Annotated in this window: 17 protein-coding genes and 1 riboswitch; of the genes, 11 read left to right on the top strand and 6 right to left on the bottom strand. The window is 55.0% G+C overall.

The features are described from left to right. Positions 1 to 42: 42 nt before the first annotated feature. A complete protein-coding gene (locus AT687_RS03925; RefSeq protein WP_014318863.1) occupies positions 43 to 972 on the bottom strand; it encodes a D-isomer specific 2-hydroxyacid dehydrogenase family protein in 930 nt (309 codons plus the stop codon). Between the two features lie 24 nt (positions 973 to 996). Further along, positions 997 to 2,073, bottom strand: coding sequence for a TDT family transporter (locus tag AT687_RS03920; RefSeq protein ID WP_014318862.1), 1,077 nt, complete (start codon positions 2,071 to 2,073; stop codon positions 997 to 999). 87 nt (positions 2,074 to 2,160) lie between these two features. On the opposite strand from AT687_RS03920, the gene AT687_RS03915 reads away from it, so the two are divergent. The 6 genes from AT687_RS03915 (at position 2,161) to pth (AT687_RS03890) (ending at position 8,976) form a co-directional block, all read left to right on the top strand. Further along, the gene (locus tag AT687_RS03915) at positions 2,161 to 3,057 is read left to right on the top strand and encodes a LysR family transcriptional regulator (RefSeq protein ID WP_014318861.1); all 897 of its coding nucleotides are present in this window, start codon (positions 2,161 to 2,163) and stop codon (positions 3,055 to 3,057) included. Between the two features lie 76 nt (positions 3,058 to 3,133). After that, positions 3,134 to 4,597, top strand: coding sequence for a bifunctional UDP-N-acetylglucosamine diphosphorylase/glucosamine-1-phosphate N-acetyltransferase GlmU (glmU, locus tag AT687_RS03910; protein WP_041740469.1), 1,464 nt, complete (start codon positions 3,134 to 3,136; stop codon positions 4,595 to 4,597). 8 nt (positions 4,598 to 4,605) lie between these two features. Continuing rightward, the gene (locus AT687_RS03905) at positions 4,606 to 5,586 is read left to right on the top strand and encodes a ribose-phosphate diphosphokinase (RefSeq protein ID WP_014310239.1); all 981 of its coding nucleotides are present in this window, start codon (positions 4,606 to 4,608) and stop codon (positions 5,584 to 5,586) included. A gap of 123 nt (positions 5,587 to 5,709) precedes the next feature. Continuing rightward, positions 5,710 to 7,524: a type I pullulanase gene (pulA, locus tag AT687_RS03900; protein ID WP_014318860.1), complete on the top strand. Its 1,815-nt coding sequence runs from the start codon at positions 5,710 to 5,712 to the stop codon at positions 7,522 to 7,524. Between the two features lie 221 nt (positions 7,525 to 7,745). Further along, positions 7,746 to 8,363 (top strand): 50S ribosomal protein L25/general stress protein Ctc, encoded by a 618-nt coding sequence (locus tag AT687_RS03895; RefSeq protein WP_003850802.1) that lies wholly within the window; start codon positions 7,746 to 7,748, stop codon positions 8,361 to 8,363. 58 nt (positions 8,364 to 8,421) lie between these two features. Beyond that, a complete protein-coding gene (pth, locus tag AT687_RS03890; protein WP_014317749.1) occupies positions 8,422 to 8,976 on the top strand; it encodes an aminoacyl-tRNA hydrolase in 555 nt (184 codons plus the stop codon). Here the strand turns inward: pth (AT687_RS03890) and AT687_RS12935 are convergent. Together AT687_RS12935 and AT687_RS03885 are read right to left on the bottom strand one after the other, a co-directional pair. Then, positions 8,957 to 9,136 (bottom strand): hypothetical protein, encoded by a 180-nt coding sequence (locus AT687_RS12935; protein ID WP_071569904.1) that lies wholly within the window; start codon positions 9,134 to 9,136, stop codon positions 8,957 to 8,959. The two genes, pth (AT687_RS03890) and AT687_RS12935, sit on opposite strands and share 20 nt — an antisense overlap. A gap of 13 nt (positions 9,137 to 9,149) precedes the next feature. Continuing rightward, positions 9,150 to 10,313 (bottom strand): HNH endonuclease signature motif containing protein, encoded by a 1,164-nt coding sequence (locus AT687_RS03885; RefSeq protein WP_014318859.1) that lies wholly within the window; start codon positions 10,311 to 10,313, stop codon positions 9,150 to 9,152. A gap of 193 nt (positions 10,314 to 10,506) precedes the next feature. Here AT687_RS03885 and pth (AT687_RS03880) point away from each other — a divergent pair, with 193 nt between their 5' ends. Genes pth (AT687_RS03880) through AT687_RS03870 form a run of 3 tightly spaced genes read left to right on the top strand, consistent with a single transcriptional unit; the run spans position 10,507 to position 13,623 of the window. Then, entirely contained in the window at positions 10,507 to 11,136 is a 630-nt protein-coding gene (gene pth / locus AT687_RS03880; protein ID WP_014318858.1) for an aminoacyl-tRNA hydrolase, read from the top strand. 31 nt (positions 11,137 to 11,167) lie between these two features. Further along, positions 11,168 to 11,977 carry an SDR family NAD(P)-dependent oxidoreductase gene (locus tag AT687_RS03875; protein WP_014303167.1) on the top strand — a complete coding sequence of 270 codons (810 nt, stop codon included), beginning with the start codon at positions 11,168 to 11,170 and terminating at the stop codon, positions 11,975 to 11,977. A gap of 11 nt (positions 11,978 to 11,988) precedes the next feature. Next, positions 11,989 to 13,623 (top strand): peptide chain release factor 3, encoded by a 1,635-nt coding sequence (locus tag AT687_RS03870; protein ID WP_010934649.1) that lies wholly within the window; start codon positions 11,989 to 11,991, stop codon positions 13,621 to 13,623. Between the two features lie 13 nt (positions 13,624 to 13,636). On the opposite strand, the gene AT687_RS11835 is transcribed toward AT687_RS03870, so the two are convergent. Together AT687_RS11835 and AT687_RS03865 are read right to left on the bottom strand one after the other, a co-directional pair. Next, the gene (locus AT687_RS11835) at positions 13,637 to 13,840 is read right to left on the bottom strand and encodes a hypothetical protein (RefSeq protein ID WP_074513136.1); all 204 of its coding nucleotides are present in this window, start codon (positions 13,838 to 13,840) and stop codon (positions 13,637 to 13,639) included. 27 nt (positions 13,841 to 13,867) lie between these two features. Continuing rightward, positions 13,868 to 14,521, bottom strand: coding sequence for a hypothetical protein (locus tag AT687_RS03865; protein WP_014318857.1), 654 nt, complete (start codon positions 14,519 to 14,521; stop codon positions 13,868 to 13,870). Between the two features lie 263 nt (positions 14,522 to 14,784). On the opposite strand from AT687_RS03865, the gene AT687_RS03860 reads away from it, so the two are divergent. Together AT687_RS03860 and AT687_RS03855 are read left to right on the top strand one after the other, a co-directional pair. After that, positions 14,785 to 16,215 (top strand): glyceraldehyde-3-phosphate dehydrogenase, encoded by a 1,431-nt coding sequence (locus AT687_RS03860; RefSeq protein WP_014318856.1) that lies wholly within the window; start codon positions 14,785 to 14,787, stop codon positions 16,213 to 16,215. A gap of 493 nt (positions 16,216 to 16,708) precedes the next feature. After that, a riboswitch (cobalamin riboswitch) is annotated at positions 16,709 to 16,885 on the bottom strand. A 324-nt stretch (positions 16,886 to 17,209) separates the two neighbouring features. Then, positions 17,210 to 17,815 carry a TetR/AcrR family transcriptional regulator gene (locus AT687_RS03855; RefSeq protein WP_014301635.1) on the top strand — a complete coding sequence of 202 codons (606 nt, stop codon included), beginning with the start codon at positions 17,210 to 17,212 and terminating at the stop codon, positions 17,813 to 17,815. The last annotated feature ends 19 nt before the right edge of the window (positions 17,816 to 17,834 follow it).

The following is a 17,834-nucleotide window of genomic DNA, read 5'->3' as shown; positions in this document are numbered from 1 at the left end:
AAAAGACGCCATTGCATAAGAGTTAACCGTACACACCTGCGCCTAATAACCTAAGTGCGGATTCACCTCCGTTGGCATCGTTTCCCCACGGGTAAAAGCTTGGGCATTCGCATCAAAAATCCGCGCCACATGAAGTTCGGCTACATGATCAGAAGCTGCCATATGCGGAGTGATCGTACAGTTCGGCATGCTGTGTAACGCGTGAGAATCTGGTAACGGCTCGGGGTCGACCACTTCTAAGCCAGCACCAGCGATAACGCCTCGTTGGAGGGCATCGACAAGGTCGTCGGTTACAACAGTGGCACCACGGCCTACGTTGATAAAGATCGCAGAAGGCTTCATCTGTGCAAACACATCGCGATCAACTAGCCCTTTGGTTTCTTGGGTAAGCGGCAAAATATTGACAATAAAATCCCCACGCGACCAGAGCGCATGCGCATCTTTCATAGCGAAGGTTTCATCAGCACCCGCCACGCTGCGACCAGAACGGTTCACCGCAATCACATGCATGCCAAAAGGTTCTAAGAGACGGATCAGTTCTTTAGCGATTCCGCCCGCACCAAAGATCACCACGCAACGCGGCTCCCCTACCGAATGTAGCCACTGCTGGCTTCGATCAAGATCGCGGGCTACCCGCCACGTTCCTGCAAGCGCAAAAGCCTTATGGTGATGTGCCTGCGAAAGCATAAGCCCCAAGGCGGATTCAGCAACCGGTTGTGCAAAGCCACCAGCCATATTTGCCCAGCGAACCCCAGTATCGGTGATCACATGGGCGTCGATAAGCTGATTAACGCCTGTAAAACAATGCTGCACAAAACTAACTGAATCTGGGATTGTAGGGATCCGCAGCGGACGCGACTCCGTATTGATGTAAGCCTCAGCATGCTCAAGCGTATCGACGCGCTGATGCCCCAGCGCTTCAAGATCAGCAATCGTGCGCTGCCATACATGTGGACCCATAAAGTACTTCACAAGCCCCCATCATACGGAGATCAGCTACCCACGCAGCACCGCGCGTGCCGACGCCACCAAGCACAACGTCACCGTCCCCACAAGGCACAACGTCCCCACCGCACCCAGCCACACCAAGGGTTGAATCTGAGTACCCGCACCAAGCAACGTAGCCCCCAACGCCAAAGTACCGATGGGGAACGTCAACGCCCACCAACCAGGGCTAAACGGCATACGCTTACGAAAACCGCGAAGCGTAATCGCACACGCCCACGCCACCATGGGAATACCTACGACAACCATAATCCAGCCATAGGTGTGCGCAATCTGATGAACCGACTGCCCAAACCCCTGAACAAGGACGTGTTCTGCTTGCAACGCCATCGCCTGAGCAGCCGCAGTCGACTGGCCTACCATGCCCAGCGGAATCCATGCTGATGCCGAAGCAGCAACAGGGATCGTAGCAACTCGCCAAAAGTGGTGATACACACACGAGAAAATCACAGCACCCGCATAAAACGACAAGAAGAAACACGCCGCCGAGGCCACCTGCAGCCACAACACCACCCCGTGGGGAACGTGCGCAGCCAAATTAGCGCCAGTAGTCGACGACACCATCGGCGCCACTACTGCCAGCCCCCACACAGTCGTGGGATCACCACGATCTACTCCAATAAGTCGGAACGCAAAAACTAGCGCCGTAGATACGCCGACGACAGTTCCAAACACCCACATCCACGTATTTACTACCCAAATCGAATCGTGCCACTGCGGCAAATATGACGGAATGACCACTGTGGACGCCGACCCCACAGACAAATAGCCCATCGACACTGTGGACCAAAACGGTAGCGCCGTCATCGCACGAACCGAAGCCGTAAAAACCTGCGGATCCCGCATCACACGAACAATAAAACCAACGCTTAAAAATAACAGCAATGCCCACGCCACGATGAGGATTGCCAAAGCCAGATCATGTGCACCAGGCAGACGTTCAGCGTGAATCTGCAACAAGTTCGCCAAAATGCCCGTACCCATCACCGAGGGGAACCACACGGGACCAGGCCCAGGCAGTGGAAGATGTTGTGGCTGAGAAGAAGAATCAAGCGGGTTATTATTCACGAATCATTACTGTGGCACGCATTGATACGACAGTGGTAACACACGTTATTCACTCCCCCATGTGCACCGGATATAGCCATTGGTAGAGTGGCCAATGTGAAAACTTTTGTCGAGCCCACAGCTCTCGCACTACTCATCGCAGTCGACGAATACGGCAGCGTGAGCGCCGCTGCGGACATCGTGGGCACGTCGCAAGCAAATGCCAGCCGATCCCTCAGCCGTGCCGAACATCGCCTCGGAGCCCAACTCCTCGACCGCGGCCCCCAAGGCACCACCCTCAACGCAGCCGGACAAATCGTGGTCCAACACGCACGCACCATCATCCGCGGCTACCACGACCTCGAAGCCGCCTCTCGAAACCTCGGTGACTCCCCCGTGGGGCTACGAATCGCTGCCAGCAACACCATCGCCGATCACCTACTCCCACACTGGCTTCATGTTTGGGAAGGCTCAGTACTAGCACTAACCACCACCAATAGTTCAGAAGTAGTCGCTGGCATCCACCGCCGCCAATGGGACCTCGGATTTATCGAAGCCCCAGAATTTAGCGCCGGAATCCATCACAGTGTGGTTGCCCACGACGAGCTCATCGTGGTGTGCACACCCGATCACCCCATGACACAGCTCGACCACGTCACCATCACCGATCTATCTACCACCGCACTCATCACCCGCGAAAAAGGATCAGGTACACGCATCTGTCTCGAACGCGCCTTGGGACAACCGCCGCTGATCAAATTAGAAGTGTCATCAAATGCTGCGGTTCGATCCGCTGTCCTTTCCGGATCAGCTCCAACAGTTTTATCGCATACGGTAGTCAAAGACGATCTAGCTGCAGGATCACTTAAACGAATCCCCACGGAGGGAATCGACCTCACCCGTCCCCTGACTGCTGTGTGGTCAGGGCCACGAGCCCTTCCTCCTACTGCCGCACAATTGGTTGCAGTGGCGCGTGAGCTTTCGTGCACTGAGTCATCGCTATAAGCTAGTACGGCACACTAATTATCAGACGCGGTGGCGATGGAATAGACAGCCACCAGACTTTGCCTCTCCAAGGAGTATGTCACCTGTGAGCAATCCTCATTCCAGCGCAGTGATCGTGTTAGCGGCCGGAGCTGGCACCCGAATGAAATCCGCAAAACAAAAAACTTTGCACTCGATCGGTGGCCGTTCGCTGCTGGCGCATTCCCTGCACGCAGCAGCAGGATTAAGCCCACAGCGCATCGTGGCAGTTATCGGACATCGTCGTGAGCAAGTCCGCCCCGAGGTCGAGGCCGTTGCCGCCACCGTGGGCTGCGAAATCTCCGTAGCGGTCCAAGAGCAACAAAACGGCACTGGCCATGCGGTTCAATGCGCGATGCACGAACTCGAAGGCTTCGAAGGCACTGTCGTGGTCACTAACGGCGATGTTCCATTGTTGCGATCAGAAACGCTTCGCTCGCTTGTCGACGCCCACACCGCCGTCCCCACGGCCGTCACCGTGCTCACCATGTCGCTGAGCGATCCCACCGGCTATGGCCGCATCGTACGCAACGAAGAAGGAGAAGTCACCGCCATTGTTGAGCAAAAAGACGGTGATGAAGAAACCCTCAAGATCACCGAAGTCAACTCTGGTGTTTTTGCTTTCGATGCCGCCATTTTGCGATCCAGCCTCGGCAAACTGGATTCCAACAACGCCCAAGGCGAGCTCTACCTCACCGATGTTTTAAGCATCGCACGCACCGAAGGCCACCCCGTTCGCGCATACCGCGCACACGATCACCGTGAACTCGCCGGAGTCAACGATCGCGTTCAGCTCGCCCAAGCAGGAAAAATCCTGAATCAGCGTCTCGTCGAAGATGCCATGCGTAACGGTGCCACCATCGTCGATCCCGACACCACGTGGATCGACTCCGAAGTCACCATCGGACGCGACGTTATCATCCATCCGGGGACCCAACTTTTGGGGAATACCAGCATCGCGGATAACTGTGTGCTTGGCCCCGACACCACCTTGACCAACATGGTCATTGACGAAGACGCACATGTGATTCGCACCCACGGATTCGATTCACGCATCGGCGCCCACGCCAACATTGGCCCCTTCACCTACATCCGTCCTGGGACCGTTGTGGGCGAAAACGGCAAACTCGGTGGCTTCGTCGAAGCCAAGAATGCCCAGATTGGACGCGGTTCCAAAGTGCCACACCTGACCTACATTGGCGATGCCACGGTAGGTGAAGAGTCCAACATTGGTGCCTCCAGCGTCTTCGTAAACTACGACGGTGTGAACAAGCATCACACCACGATTGGCTCCCATGTACGCACCGGCTCCGACACCATGTTTATCGCTCCAGTCACCGTGGGCGACGGCGCATACTCTGGAGCAGGTACAGTAATTAAAGAGGATGTTCCCGCGGGAGCACTCGTCGTCTCCGGCGGCAAACAACGCAACATTGAAGGCTGGGTGGAAAAAAACCGCCCCGGCACTCCAGCTGCCGATGCCGCCCGTCAGGCACATGCCCACGAAACCAAGGAAGGTTAAGCGAAAACATGACTTCGCACAACTGGACCGCGAACCAGAAGAATTTGATGGTATTAACTGGTCGCGCCCACCCAGAGCTTGCCGACGCCGTCGCAAAGGAACTGGGCGTAGAAATCACCCCCACCACCGCACGCGACTTTGCCAACGGTGAAATCTTCGTCCGCTTCGAAGAGTCCGTCCGTGGCTGCGACGCATTCGTCCTCCAGTCACACACCCAGCCACTCAACAAGTGGCTGATGGAGCAGCTCATCATGATCGACGCCCTCAAGCGTGGATCCGCCAAGCGCATCACCGCAATCCTGCCGTTCTACCCTTACGCACGTCAGGACAAGAAGCACCGCGGCCGCGAGCCCATCTCCGCTCGCCTCGTCGCAGATTTGCTCCGCACCGCCGGCGCTGACCGCATCGTCTCCGTCGACCTGCACACTGACCAGATCCAAGGCTTCTTCGACGGTCCAGTCGACCACATGCACGCGATGCCAATCCTCACGGACTATATCAAGGGCAAGTACGATCTCGACAACGTCGTTGTCGTCTCCCCAGACGCAGGCCGTGTTAAGGTCGCCGAAAAATGGGCTAACACCCTTGGCGATGCCCCCATGGCATTCGTCCACAAGACCCGCTCCGTCGACGTAGCCAACGAAGTCGTCGCCAACCGCGTTGTCGGCGACGTAGCCGGCAAGACCGCCATCCTCCTCGACGACATGATCGACACCGGCGGAACCATCGCCGGCGCAGTCGGAGTCCTTCGCGACGCCGGTGCCGAAGACGTCATCATCGCCTGCACCCACGGCGTATTCTCCGGCCCAGCCCGCGAACGCCTCTCCCAGTGCGGCGCCAAGGAAGTCATCACCACCGACACCCTGCCACAGTCCACCGAAGGCTGGGACAACCTCACCGTCTTGTCCATCGCACCACTGCTGGCAAAGACCATCCACGAAATTTTCGAAAACGGCTCTGTGACCACCCTCTTCGAGGGCCAAGCTTAACCTCTCACGGAACACACAATCCCGCGCGCGAGTACCTCGCACGCGGGATTTTTCTCACTCTACCCACCCATCATGAGACAATAAACAACTGCACAGTTTCCCCACGGGAAGGAGAACCCCACCATGACCACAACCAACTCCTACACCGGCCAACTCGGCGCCTTCCTCACTCCCCACGGGGACACCTGTTTTCGAGTCTGGTCTCCCGACGCCGCAACCGCTGACCTCCTCATCGAAAACCACACCGTGAGCATGCACCCCATCGGCGATGGGGCATGGGAGGCGAAACTAAAGGGCGATCGCCACGGTCAACGGTATAGTTACCGTCTTTCCCTCCGTGGGGAAACGATAGAATCAGTAGACCCCTATGCTCGGGCGGTCACGGCGAACGGAACGCATGGGGTCGTCGTCACGCAATCTCATCCCGTGCCCCGCATGCCGTCCTTTAGCGAACCCACCGACGCCATCATTTATGAAGCACACGTACGCGACCTCAGCATCGCTCCCAACAGCGGAATCCACAACAAAGGCCGCTTCCTAGGACTCACCGAACGCGACACCCACACCACCGCTGGCAACCCCAGCGGCCTCGACTACATCCTGAGCCTCGGGGTCACCCACATCCAGCTCCTGCCCATCTTCGACTTCGGCTCCGTCGACGAAACCGGCGACCTTAGCTACAACGCCCAATACAACTGGGGCTACGACCCCATGAATTACAACGCGCCCGAAGGCTCCTACTCCAGCAACTCCAACGACCCCTTCACGCGCATCGACGAACTCAAACACACCATCCGCACGCTTCACGACGCAGGCCTGCGCGTCATCATGGACGTCGTCTACAACCACGTCTACGACACCACCACCTCCCCACTCGAACGCACCGCCCCCGGTCACTACTTCCGCATGACCGACGACGGCGCCTTCCACGACGGCACCTTCTGCGGCAACGAAACCGCCTCCGAAAACCCCATGATGCGCAAATTCATCATCGACTCCGTCACCCACTGGGCCACCGAATACGGCCTCGACGGCTTCCGATTCGACCTCATGGGCATCCACGACGTCGACACCATGAACGCCATCCGCACAGCCCTCGACGCCATCGACCCCTCCATCATCATCCTCGGCGAAGGCTGGAACCTCGGCAACCACCCACCACACATCCTCCCAGCCAACCAACACAACGCCGCCCACATGCCACGCATCGCCCACTTCAACGACTCCCTCCGCGACACCCTCAAAGGAAGCACATTCCACTCCAACTCCCGCGGACTACTCACCGGCGACCACAACCCCAAACACATGTGGACCCTCTTCAACAACATCAAAGGCGCCCAACACCTCCCAGGACTCAACTTCACCAGCGCCAATCACACCGTCAACTACATCGAAGCCCACGACAACCACACCCTCTACGACCGCCTCCACCTCCTCCTACCCAACACGCCTCACGACGAGCTCATCCGACGCTGCCAACTCGCCACCACCATCCAATACCTCGCCTGCGGAATCACCTTCATCCACGCAGGACAAGAATTCGCCCGCACAAAAAACAACACCGAAAACTCCTACAACTCACCCGACCACATCAACGCCATCGACTACGACCGCGCCGCACAACACCCCCACAGCGTCCAACTCCTTCGCGACCTCAACAACTTCAGAAAAACACACACCGAGCTGTTCCCCACCGAATACGACGACATCAACGAGCTCTACGAAGCAACGCTCGTGAGCGGTGACTTCCTCACCTACTCCGTGGGGAAACAAACAACAGTCGCCATTAACTTTTCAACGCAACCACGCTCGATCCCCACGGAGGGATACTTCGCAGTGCTTCTCGACGACCATGTGTTCCCCACGGACAAACAGATTGAAACGAACTCGTGGACGGTCGCTCCTCTCTCCGTAAGCATCCTCCAGCAAGTTAGTTGATAGAAAACCGCACGTTGTGGTATTGTTTCGTCCGTCTCGGCGAGGGCTGCGAATTTCTCTGAAACATCAAAGCCGTTATCGACGCGATAGTATTCAAAAGCTTTGTTTGCCTGCGAAGACTCGACGACGACATTTTCGAGTTGACCGCAGGCTTTATCATTCCTCGTGCACTTTAGGCGTGATACTGCGGTCGAAAAATACCAACGACAAGGAGTTATCACATGGCTGATTACACCACCATTGCTGCACAACCCCGTAACGAATTCGGCAAGGGCTTCGCTCGTCGTCTCCGCGTTGCAGGTCAGGTTCCTGGCGTCATCTACGGCGTAGACGTTGAGGCTCCAATCCACTTCTCCATCAACCGTCTCGAGCTGCACGCTGTTCTCCGCGCGCACGGCGTTAACGCCATCATCGAGCTCGACATCGAGGGCGAGAAGCACCTCACCATGATCAAGCACGTTGATCAGAACGTCTTGACCCTCAACGCTGACCACGTTGACCTCCTCGCCATCAAACGCGGCGAAAAGGTTGAGGTCGAGGTTCCTGTGGTTCTCACCGGTGAGACCGCACCAGGCACCACCTTGGTTCAGGATGCTGACGTTGTCCTCGTTGAGGCAGACGTTCTCTCCATCCCAGAAGAGATCACCTTCTCCGTCGAGGGCCTCGACGTAGATTCCAAGGTTCTCGCAGGCGACCTCGCAATGCCAGCCAACACCTCCTTGGTTGCAGACGCTGAAACCGTTATTGCTTCCGTCAACCATGAAGAAGTTGCTGAAGAAGCAGAAGAGACTGAAGGCGAAGACGCCGAAGAAGCTCCAGCTGCAGAAGGCGAAGAGTAAAAACTCTCGAAGCCGGCCTGTTTTGTACAGGCCGGCTTTTTGCTGCCACAATACCTTTGTGACTTCGCCATATCTGATCGTCGGCCTTGGAAACCCAGGACCGGAATACACAAAAACACGCCATAACATCGGTTACATGGCTATCGACGAACTCCTCACGAGAACCAGTCCCATGCCAGCCACGCTTACCGTGCATAAAAAGACCAACACGCTAGTGGCAGAAACTCGGTTGGGAACGCAGAAGGTTATCGTCGCAAAGCCGCGCGCGTTTATGAATCTTACGGGCCCTTCCGTGAGGAAACTCGCGGATTTCTTTACGGTAGATAGAGATCGCATCGTTGTCTTATACGACGACTTAGACTTGGAGTTCGGTGCCATCAAGTTTCGCCACGGGGGTGGGGACCACGGGCACAACGGGTTGAAGTCAATCACGCAGGCTTTGGGAACAAAGGATTATATCCGTGGCGGAATAGGAATCGGTCGTCCACCAGGGCGGATGGCTCCGAAAAGTTTTGTACTGAAGCCTTTTTCTAAAATTGAGCAGTCTGAATTGCCAATTGTGTGCGCAGATGCGGCAGACGAGGTGGAGAGGATTACCACTTCCGAGCTTTAGTTAAAGCTTGTTTGAGGGCGGCGTCGTCAAGCTTGAGGGCGCCGGATTTTTTGAGTCGGTGCAGTACAACTGGGCAAGTTTTGCAACGCGGATTGGACTTGCAGCATTTCTTTTTGTGCTTGCCTTTGGCGGCTTTTGATCGCAATTTCGCTAAGTCCATAGGCGAAAAGATATCACAGCCCGAAATGCCTGATTGCCCACGAGCGTGCAGACTTCTGGGCCAACACGTGATTGTTGAAACGAATCGATTTCGTAGGATCTGGGGGCTGCCATCCAATCCGGCCGTTGTGTTTATCCCTCACGTAGTGGCCGTTTTTGTGCTTCCCTTTGGCATGGTCGTCATCGTTGAGTGCATTATGTGGACCGCATGTTAGACAAAGATTCTTCAGATTCGTGTCGCCACCGTTTTTCCAAGCCTCGATGTGATGAGCCTGGCCGCGATACGCAGCACGGGTACACTGCGGATCCGCGCACAACAGTTGATCAGCTGTAAGAATCAAACGCTGTTTGTCATTAGCAAAGCGCTGCGTTCGATAAAGATCCACAGGCTCTGCCATTTCGTCGTAGACGATGGCATATCCGAAATCCGCAAGTAAATGATCAGCAAGCTCAGAAGCGTGAATCTTCGCCCCATCCGTAGAAACTAGCCACTGATCCCCCACGTGACGCCAGCCATCGGCGGGAATCATGATGAGTCCCTCACGGAGAGGACGCGATGACTGGGACACCGGAAAATCGCCAAGCAATGCATCGGAAAGTGCGTCGGCAAGCGCTTGTTGCATGGAGATTGTGTCGCTTTTGCGGGTTTTTGCCTTATCGACGAGTTTCGCTTCGATCGCCGTCATCGTTTCATCAGGCAAGCTCGTAATGAGGTATCGCATGCCATTGGCATCGGGGTGATGGGAAAACCTCGCATACCGTAGAGAATGCTGACGCGCAGGATTAGGGCCATTACGCTTTTCGAGTTGATCGTTGGCGAATTGTTTGATCGCTGTATACCCATTATCAACAGCAAACCGGTGAAGTTCGAGGCGAAATTCCTCACGGAGAGGGGCGTCAGCAAGCCGCCCTACTTTGCAGTTAATCAGTGCCAACACATCAATGCTGAAATTGTTCTTTTGAGCGATGTCAATAGCCTGAGCTCGCAGCTGTGGCTGGTCCGTGGGACCAAAAAGCGCTTTCGCTGTTTTCTGATAGCGCCCCACGCGAGTCGGATCGAAGCCCAAAACAGCGGCAAGGTCCTCTTTGGATTTCAGACTCGTCCCGTGAGCGAAGATTTCCTTCGCTAATTCGATCCCATGGCCCGCGAGCGCAGCCAGCTGTGCGGTAATGCTCATAGGCTCGGACTGTAACGTTTTTCAGAATTTGTTCAGCAGAAAAATTCCACATCCCGCCTTTCGACGTTTCCCCACGGGGGAGAGTTATTCACACTTACGGCTCTTCCCCCTTTTTTGTTCCCCACGGGCTGCCCATTTCTGGGATAATGGATGCCTTTCTTTTCCCCACGGGGAGGTGTGCCAGACTTAGGCCATGGGATTTTTTAGTGATGTTGTCGCTCGTATTCGTGGTGTTGGCCAATCGGGTTTGTCGGGGGCCGAGCCTGTGGATTGGGTTGTTGTGGGATTGGGTAATCCTGGGGTTCGGTATGCGTCGACACGCCATAACGTGGGTTATATGGTGATTGATGAATTGTTGGGGGCTGTTGGGTTGTTGCCGCTGCGGGGGTTTAAGGCGTCTGGTGCTGTCATTGAGGTTGGGGGTCGCCGCGTGTTGGTGGTGCGATCGTCGACGTTTATGAACACGTCCGGTGAGGCTGTGGGGCCAATTGTCCAAGAGTATGGGGTGTCGCCGGATCATGTTGTTGTGGTTCATGATGAATTGGATCTGCCGGCGCATAAGGTTCGTGTGAAGGTGGGTGGTAATGAGAATGGCCACAATGGGTTGAAGTCGGTGTCGCAATGGTTGGGCACTCGTGATTATGTGCGGATTCGTGTGGGGATTGGCCGTCCTCCCCGTGGGGAAACTGTGCCGGATTATGTGCTTGGTGCGTTGGATTCTGGTGCAGATTTTGATGCCGCGGTTCGTTGTGGGGCGGATGCGGTTCGTCTTGTGGTTGAGCGGGGTGTGAGTGTGGCTCAGAATGAGATTCATCGTCGTTGATTAAGAGGCGGATGAGGTTAGAATCGCTTCCATGATGAGTGAACGCACCTTTATTGTTACTGGCGCTTCGGATGGGATTGGGGCTGCTGCGGTACGGCGGCTGCGTCGTCAATTTCCTGGTGATCGTGTGATCATTGTTGGTCGTAATCCGGTAAAGACACAGGCTGTTGCGCGTGAGTGCGGGGTGCGTTTTCATGTGGCGGATTTTGAGGATTTGGGTCAGGTGAGCCGGTTGGCTGCGGAGCTTGGTGATCTGCCGCGTATTGATGGGTTGGCGAATAATGCGGGCGGGCTTTTCGACGGCCCCGTTTTCACTCGTGACGGGTGGGAGCGGACATGGCAGGTCAATGTGGTGGCACCGTTTTTGTTGACGTCGTTATTGCGTCCGCAATTGGAGGCTGCAACGGTGGTTCAGACGGCGTCGATAGCTAATATGTTGATGTCGTGGTTTCGTCCGGATGATCCTGATTCCTCACGGGGGTTTTCGTCTGAGAGGGCCTACGGCAATGCAAAACTGGGCGATATTTTGATGACTCGTTATTTCCATGCGCATGGTCTGCGTTCGGTGGCATTCCACCCTGGTGTTCTGGCTACGGGTTTTGCGCAGGGAACGTCGGGGGTATTGGGGCGGTTGTATTCGGGCGCGATCGGAAAGCGGTTTGATTCTCCTGATGCTGGTGGCCGATTGTTGGTTCGTTTCCTCACGGAGGAGGTGGAGTCGGGGATGTATTACAACAACAAACTTTCGGCAGGCTGGCAGCGTCCGATTGCGCGAAATCCCAAGGTTGCTTCTCGTGTTTTCGATGATCTGAGTTCGCAGCTTGGGGTGAGCTGGGGCTAAGATATTTCCTCATGAGTTCTGTTGCGCAAGAAGCCCATCGCCGTCGTACATTTGCTGTTATCGCTCACCCTGATGCTGGTAAGTCAACGCTGACGGAGGCGTTGGCGTTGCATGCGCATGTGATCAGCGAAGCTGGCGCGGTGCACGGCAAGGGTAATCGTAAGGCGACTGTCTCTGACTGGATGGAGATGGAAAAGGATCGTGGTATTTCGATCGCTTCGTCTGCGCTGCAGTTTGAGTATGCCCCCGAGGGCCATTCTGGCGAACCGTTCATGATCAACTTGGTGGATACCCCCGGTCACGCTGATTTCTCTGAGGATACGTACCGTGTGCTGACCGCAGTTGATGCGGCAGTCATGCTTATCGACGCAGCCAAAGGTCTCGAGCCGCAAACTCTCAAACTTTTCCGTGTATGTAAGGCCCGCGGTTTGCCGATCATTACTGTGATCAACAAGTGGGACCGCCCTGGCCGTACTCCGCTCGAGCTTGTCGACGAAATCGTCACCGAAATCGATCTCCAACCTACTCCCCTGTTTTGGCCGGTTGGCGACGCCGGTGATTTCCGCGGTCTTGCACGCATTAACCCCGATGGTGAAGCAGAAGAATACATTCGATTCCTGCGCACCGCTGGTGGATCCACCATTGCCCCAGAGGAGCACTACACGCCGGAGGAAGCCTCCTCCCGTGAGGAAACGGCATGGGACACTGCTGCTGAAGAAGTCGAATTACTGGCGGCGGATGGGGCTGTGCATAATCAAGAGCTCTTCTTGGAGTGCACCACCTCACCGCTGATCTTTGCCTCTGCCATGTTGAACTTCGGTGTGCATCAGATTTTGGATACTCTCTGCGAGCTCGCACCGCAGCCGCATGGCCGAGAATCAGATGAGCGTGCCGTAGAGGCCGCAACTGGTGCTTTTGATTCCTCACGGGAAGTTACTGACGAGTTCTCTGGCGTTGTGTTTAAAGTCCAGGCTGGTATGGACAAAAATCACCGCGACTCCTTGGCGTTTATGCGTGTGGTTTCTGGCGAGTTCGACCGTGGCATGCAGGTAACGCATGCACAATCTGGGCGTAGTTTTTCCACGAAGTACGCCCTGACTGTGTTCGGCCGTACCCGTTCGACTGTGGAATCGGCGTTTCCTGGCGATATCGTGGGTCTTGTTAACGCGGGATCGTTGGCTCCTGGCGACACTATCTTTGCTGGTCGTAAGGTTCAGTATCCTCCGATGCCACAGTTCGCTCCAGAGCACTTCCGCACACTGCGCGCAAAGTCGCTAGGAAAATACAAACAGTTCCGTAAGGCATTGGATCAGTTGGCAGCTGAAGGCGTTGTTCAGATCCTGAAAAATGATGCGCGTGGCGACGCCGCCCCCGTCATGGCTGCTGTTGGCCCCATGCAGTTCGAGGTCATGATGGCTCGTATGCAAAACGAGTACAACGTAGAAACCGTTGCCGATCCCATCCCATACTCTGTTGCTCGTCGCACCACCCCAGAAACAGCTACAGAGCTGGCAAAACAACGCGGCGTGGAGATCTTCACGCGTACCGACGGCGAACTGGTTGCACTGTTTGGCGACAAGTGGAAACTCGCCTTCATCGAAAAAGAGCACCCCGAATTTGAGCTGCTCCCCATGGTTGCTGATTAACAGCCAGTAAGCTTCACCACCGCCGCGCGAGCTTGAGTTCGCGCGGCAAATTCATATCATCACGCGCCCATGCCCCCGATTTTTCTAAGCGCTGATACACCACGGGACAATTGATACAGCGAGGGTTGTTCCGGCAGCACGTCGATTTGATCTTGAGTCCGAGGGGATTATGGGTCACCTTCACGGCGCTCTTTTTCTTAGCCTTCTTCGATCCCATACTTAGTAAGTGTAGGCAATCCTAGTGCTAAAGGTGAAGTCCGCCGATCAACACCAAAATGATCGAGACGGCATAAGCTGCGTACGTCGAAACGCGCTGCGAGTTCGCTCGGGCCACAGTGAACCATTTCCCCACGGGGGAAGTGGGATTCGCACGCACCACCGCCATCACCACCGCCACGGCCGTCGGCAAGCTTAATGCCAAGCTGGCATAGAGAAATAAGGCCGCGTAATTAACCAACGGCGAAAAACCGGAGACTGAAAGATAGGCAAGGCCGGTAAAAAATGGAACCGACGTCAGAGACTGAATCGCGCCCAGCATAAACCCAGTCGTGACGGTTTTGATACTGGGCTGTTTCAATGGAACGAGGATCTTGTCCACTAAGGCGGAGTTATCCCCGCCTCGCAGCGTCATGATCACGCCAAATACGCCGGTCAGGATCAAAATGATTCCCAAAACCGGCGAAGCAAGAAGTGCCTCCACCTTCTCTTTGACCAAATGGAAAAGCGCCAGCGTCGGGATTGCCGTGACAAATACGCCGAGCCAGTCACCGAGGATCAGGCGACCAACGATGCCACGATATTTCCCCCGTGGGGAAACCATGACGGCCACCGCCACAATAACGCCGATGAGGAGGACGTTGACGGAGTCCAATAGTGCGAATCTTGCGGCGTAGAACATTTAAGAGAGTCTACAAGCCACCTCCCCTCCGTGGGGAATGGATAACTGAGAGCTCGTTGAAGGCGACAGCTGCCACCGCCGCAGCTGCGGGGGTAAGAAAAATCGACTTCTACCCTCATTTTATTAACCCATTCTTGAGATAATGCACGTTTTGGATGGAAACTCACTAGCATTGTGGGGGTATGTAAGCGCGTACTACTGCCCTACGCATGCTTCGATGTACTCCCCCTTTGTAAAACCGACATAAGGAACACACGATTCTCATGGCTCAGGACTGGAACGACAAGATCGAATCCGCTCAAAAGATGCTCCCCCTGATTGCACAGCTTCACAACAACAACAATGTTGTGGTGTCTGTTTTCGGCCGTTTGCTTATCAATGTCACCGATATCGACATTGTGAAGGCGCACCGCTACTCCCGCTTAGCCACGGAAACCGAACTGTCCCCTGCCGATACTCTCCCAGTACTCGAGGCACTTCACTCTATTAATGTTGGCCCAGCCTCTATCGACTTGGGCCGTTTGGTAGAGCTACACCGCAGCAAGGGCGGCAACCTTACACAGTTTCTCACGGAGGAGCTGAGTAGTGTGATTGATACGCGTCCTGCCGAAAACCCAGCAGACGTCGTTCTTTATGGGTTTGGCCGAATCGGCCGCTTGCTCGCCCGCATCCTGATCGCCCGCGAGGCTGCGTATGGTGGCGTGCGCCTTCGCGCCGTCGTCGTCCGCAAGAACGGTGACCAAGACCTACAAAAGCGTGCGTCGTTGCTGCGCCGCGACTCGGTACATGGTGCTTTTAACGGCACGATCACCGTCGACGAGGAAAATAACATCATTTGGGCAAATGGCACCAAGATTCAGATTATTTATTCCAATGACCCTGCCACCGTCGATTACACCGAATACGGCATTAACGACGCCATCGTGGTGGACAACACCGGCCGCTGGCGCGATCGTGAGGGACTTTCCCAGCACTTGAAGTCTAAGGGCGTCAAGCGTGTTGTCCTCACTGCTCCAGGCAAGGGCGATTTGAAGAACATCGTCTACGGCATCAACCACGGCGATATTACCGATGCTGATAGCATCGTCACTGCGGCATCCTGCACCACCAACGGCATTACCCCAACGCTGAAGGTCATCAACGATCACTACGGTATCGAGTACGGTCACGTTGAAACCGTCCACTCCTTTACTAATGACCAGAACTTGATCGACAACTTCCACAAGGGTGCTCGTCGTGGTCGCGCCGCCGGCCTGAACATGGTTCTCACGGAAACAGGTGCTGCAAAGGCAGTGTCCAAGGCACTTCCGGAGCTCGAAGGAAAACTCACCGGCAATGCCATTCGCGTCCCTACCCCTGATGTGTCGATGGCTGTTTTGAACCTGACGCTTGAAAAGGAAGTCACCCGTGAGGAAGTAAATACTCTCATGGATAAGGTGGCACTACACTCCGACCTGCGCCAGCAGATTTCCTACATTCAGTCGCCCGAGGTTGTTTCCTCCGATTTCGTTGGCACGACGCACGCAGGCATTGTCGACGGCCTCGCCACCATTGCTAACGGCAAGCACTTGGTTCTCTACGTGTGGTACGACAACGAGTTCGGCTATTCCAACCAGGTTATCCGCATCGTCGAGCATGTTGCGGGCGCGCGCCCAACAGTACTGCCCGAGCGTATCGCTTCTGCAGAGCTGTAACAGCATTAAGTAAGTAACACTGAAGCCTTCTTTTCGTCATGACAAGGATCACAACGAAAAGAAGGCTTCAGTGTTTTTTAGAAAGAGCGTATTTTCTTTAACCGCCTGCCACAACGGTTGAAGAAAATACGCTCTTGTTCAATTATCGATGTTTGCTCCCCATATCGTAATACGGACTGCCACGGCCACATCACAACATTGACAAGTCGCAAAACAACGAGGCGAGAGCCCGATTCTGCAATGACCAGCTGCCACAGGGAGCTGACATCTCCACATTCCGATCATCGCAGAGCCTCGTTCGCTTAGCGCGAAAATGCACAACTTATCCGTAGGCGTGGGAAAGGAAAACGCCTAACGAAGAGCAAATCACCGTTGTGATTATCGGCAGCCTAAGGACACGGTCCGACAAGTATGTAAAGATTGCACATTTAATGCAGTGCACACAGCCATGGTTCAACCACTTTCTTCCGGAGCCCGAATCCCCGCAGGCTTCTACGTATAAAATGTTGAAGCCGGTCTCCTGGCTACCGCGCCCAGTAAAAAGTGTGTCTTTCTACCCTTCCCGCAGGACTGCAGTGGCTAGAAATGGGCATAATTTGCGGTTACAGTGGCGGGGTCCGCTGCCAGAATTGCACTGGCATTCCCGATCACTTCAACACACCCAACACTAACACCTTGGTGCGATTTGTACAGATCTCACCCATAAATGCGATTTAAATCACAGCTTTAACACCCCCGCAAACGGCAGTGCCTAGGTGATCACACTCACATTCTTTCTTTGGTCATACATATTATTATTCTGACCTTAGAAAATAGGAAGATCATGGGGGCGTCGATACGCGAATTATGCCACCTGAGTGCAATTAAGCAACATGATTTCCGATTAAGTGATTTATGATCCTTTACGACAAGACGACACCCCCAGCGCATAGCGCCCCATCAATCACGGTGTCGCCGCCACACACCGGAAACTCCGCGTTTCCCCACGGAAAGAATGACTATGGCGAGCTTAAGAGAAACAAAAAAGATCGCAACCAAAAAAGCCCTTGCCCATGCCACCGCTTCCTTAGTCGTTGAAGCAGGCCTCGACGCTGCGACCGTATCCGCTATCGCCCAACGCGCTGGAGTTTCTCAACGCACCTTTCACAACTACTTCAATTCCCGTGAGGAAGCGCTGGTTACTTTTACCTTCGAATGCATCACCGCACTCATCGACGACATGACGCTGCTCCCCGACGATTGGTCGCTGTATCGCAAAACCGAAGCGGTTGTGCTCAAGCACCTGGAAAAAGATGAAGCAGACCCCGTGTCTCTCTATTCAATTTCTACGCTCAGCGAACACCTGCACGCCCACGCGACCCAAGCTGAGCTGGCTATGATGAACGAGAATCGGCACCACATCAATGAGCTTGTGGCAAAGATTTTCCCAGATCTTGATCCGTTTACGCTTAGAGTACAACTGGCCATCGCTAGTGCAGTCGCCTCTACCGCGTTGAAGGCTTATTTTGAGCAGCACGGCGTGAATAACTTCACGAATCCAGAGGCAGCGAAAAAACTAGTCACCACAGCCTTTGACCAACTGCGTACGATGGACGTTTAATCAACCGTTTCCGCGACGA

Source organism: Corynebacterium diphtheriae (assembly GCF_001457455.1).
Taxonomy (GTDB): domain Bacteria; phylum Actinomycetota; class Actinomycetes; order Mycobacteriales; family Mycobacteriaceae; genus Corynebacterium; species Corynebacterium diphtheriae.
This window is presented reverse-complemented; position numbering and strand designations above follow the sequence as displayed.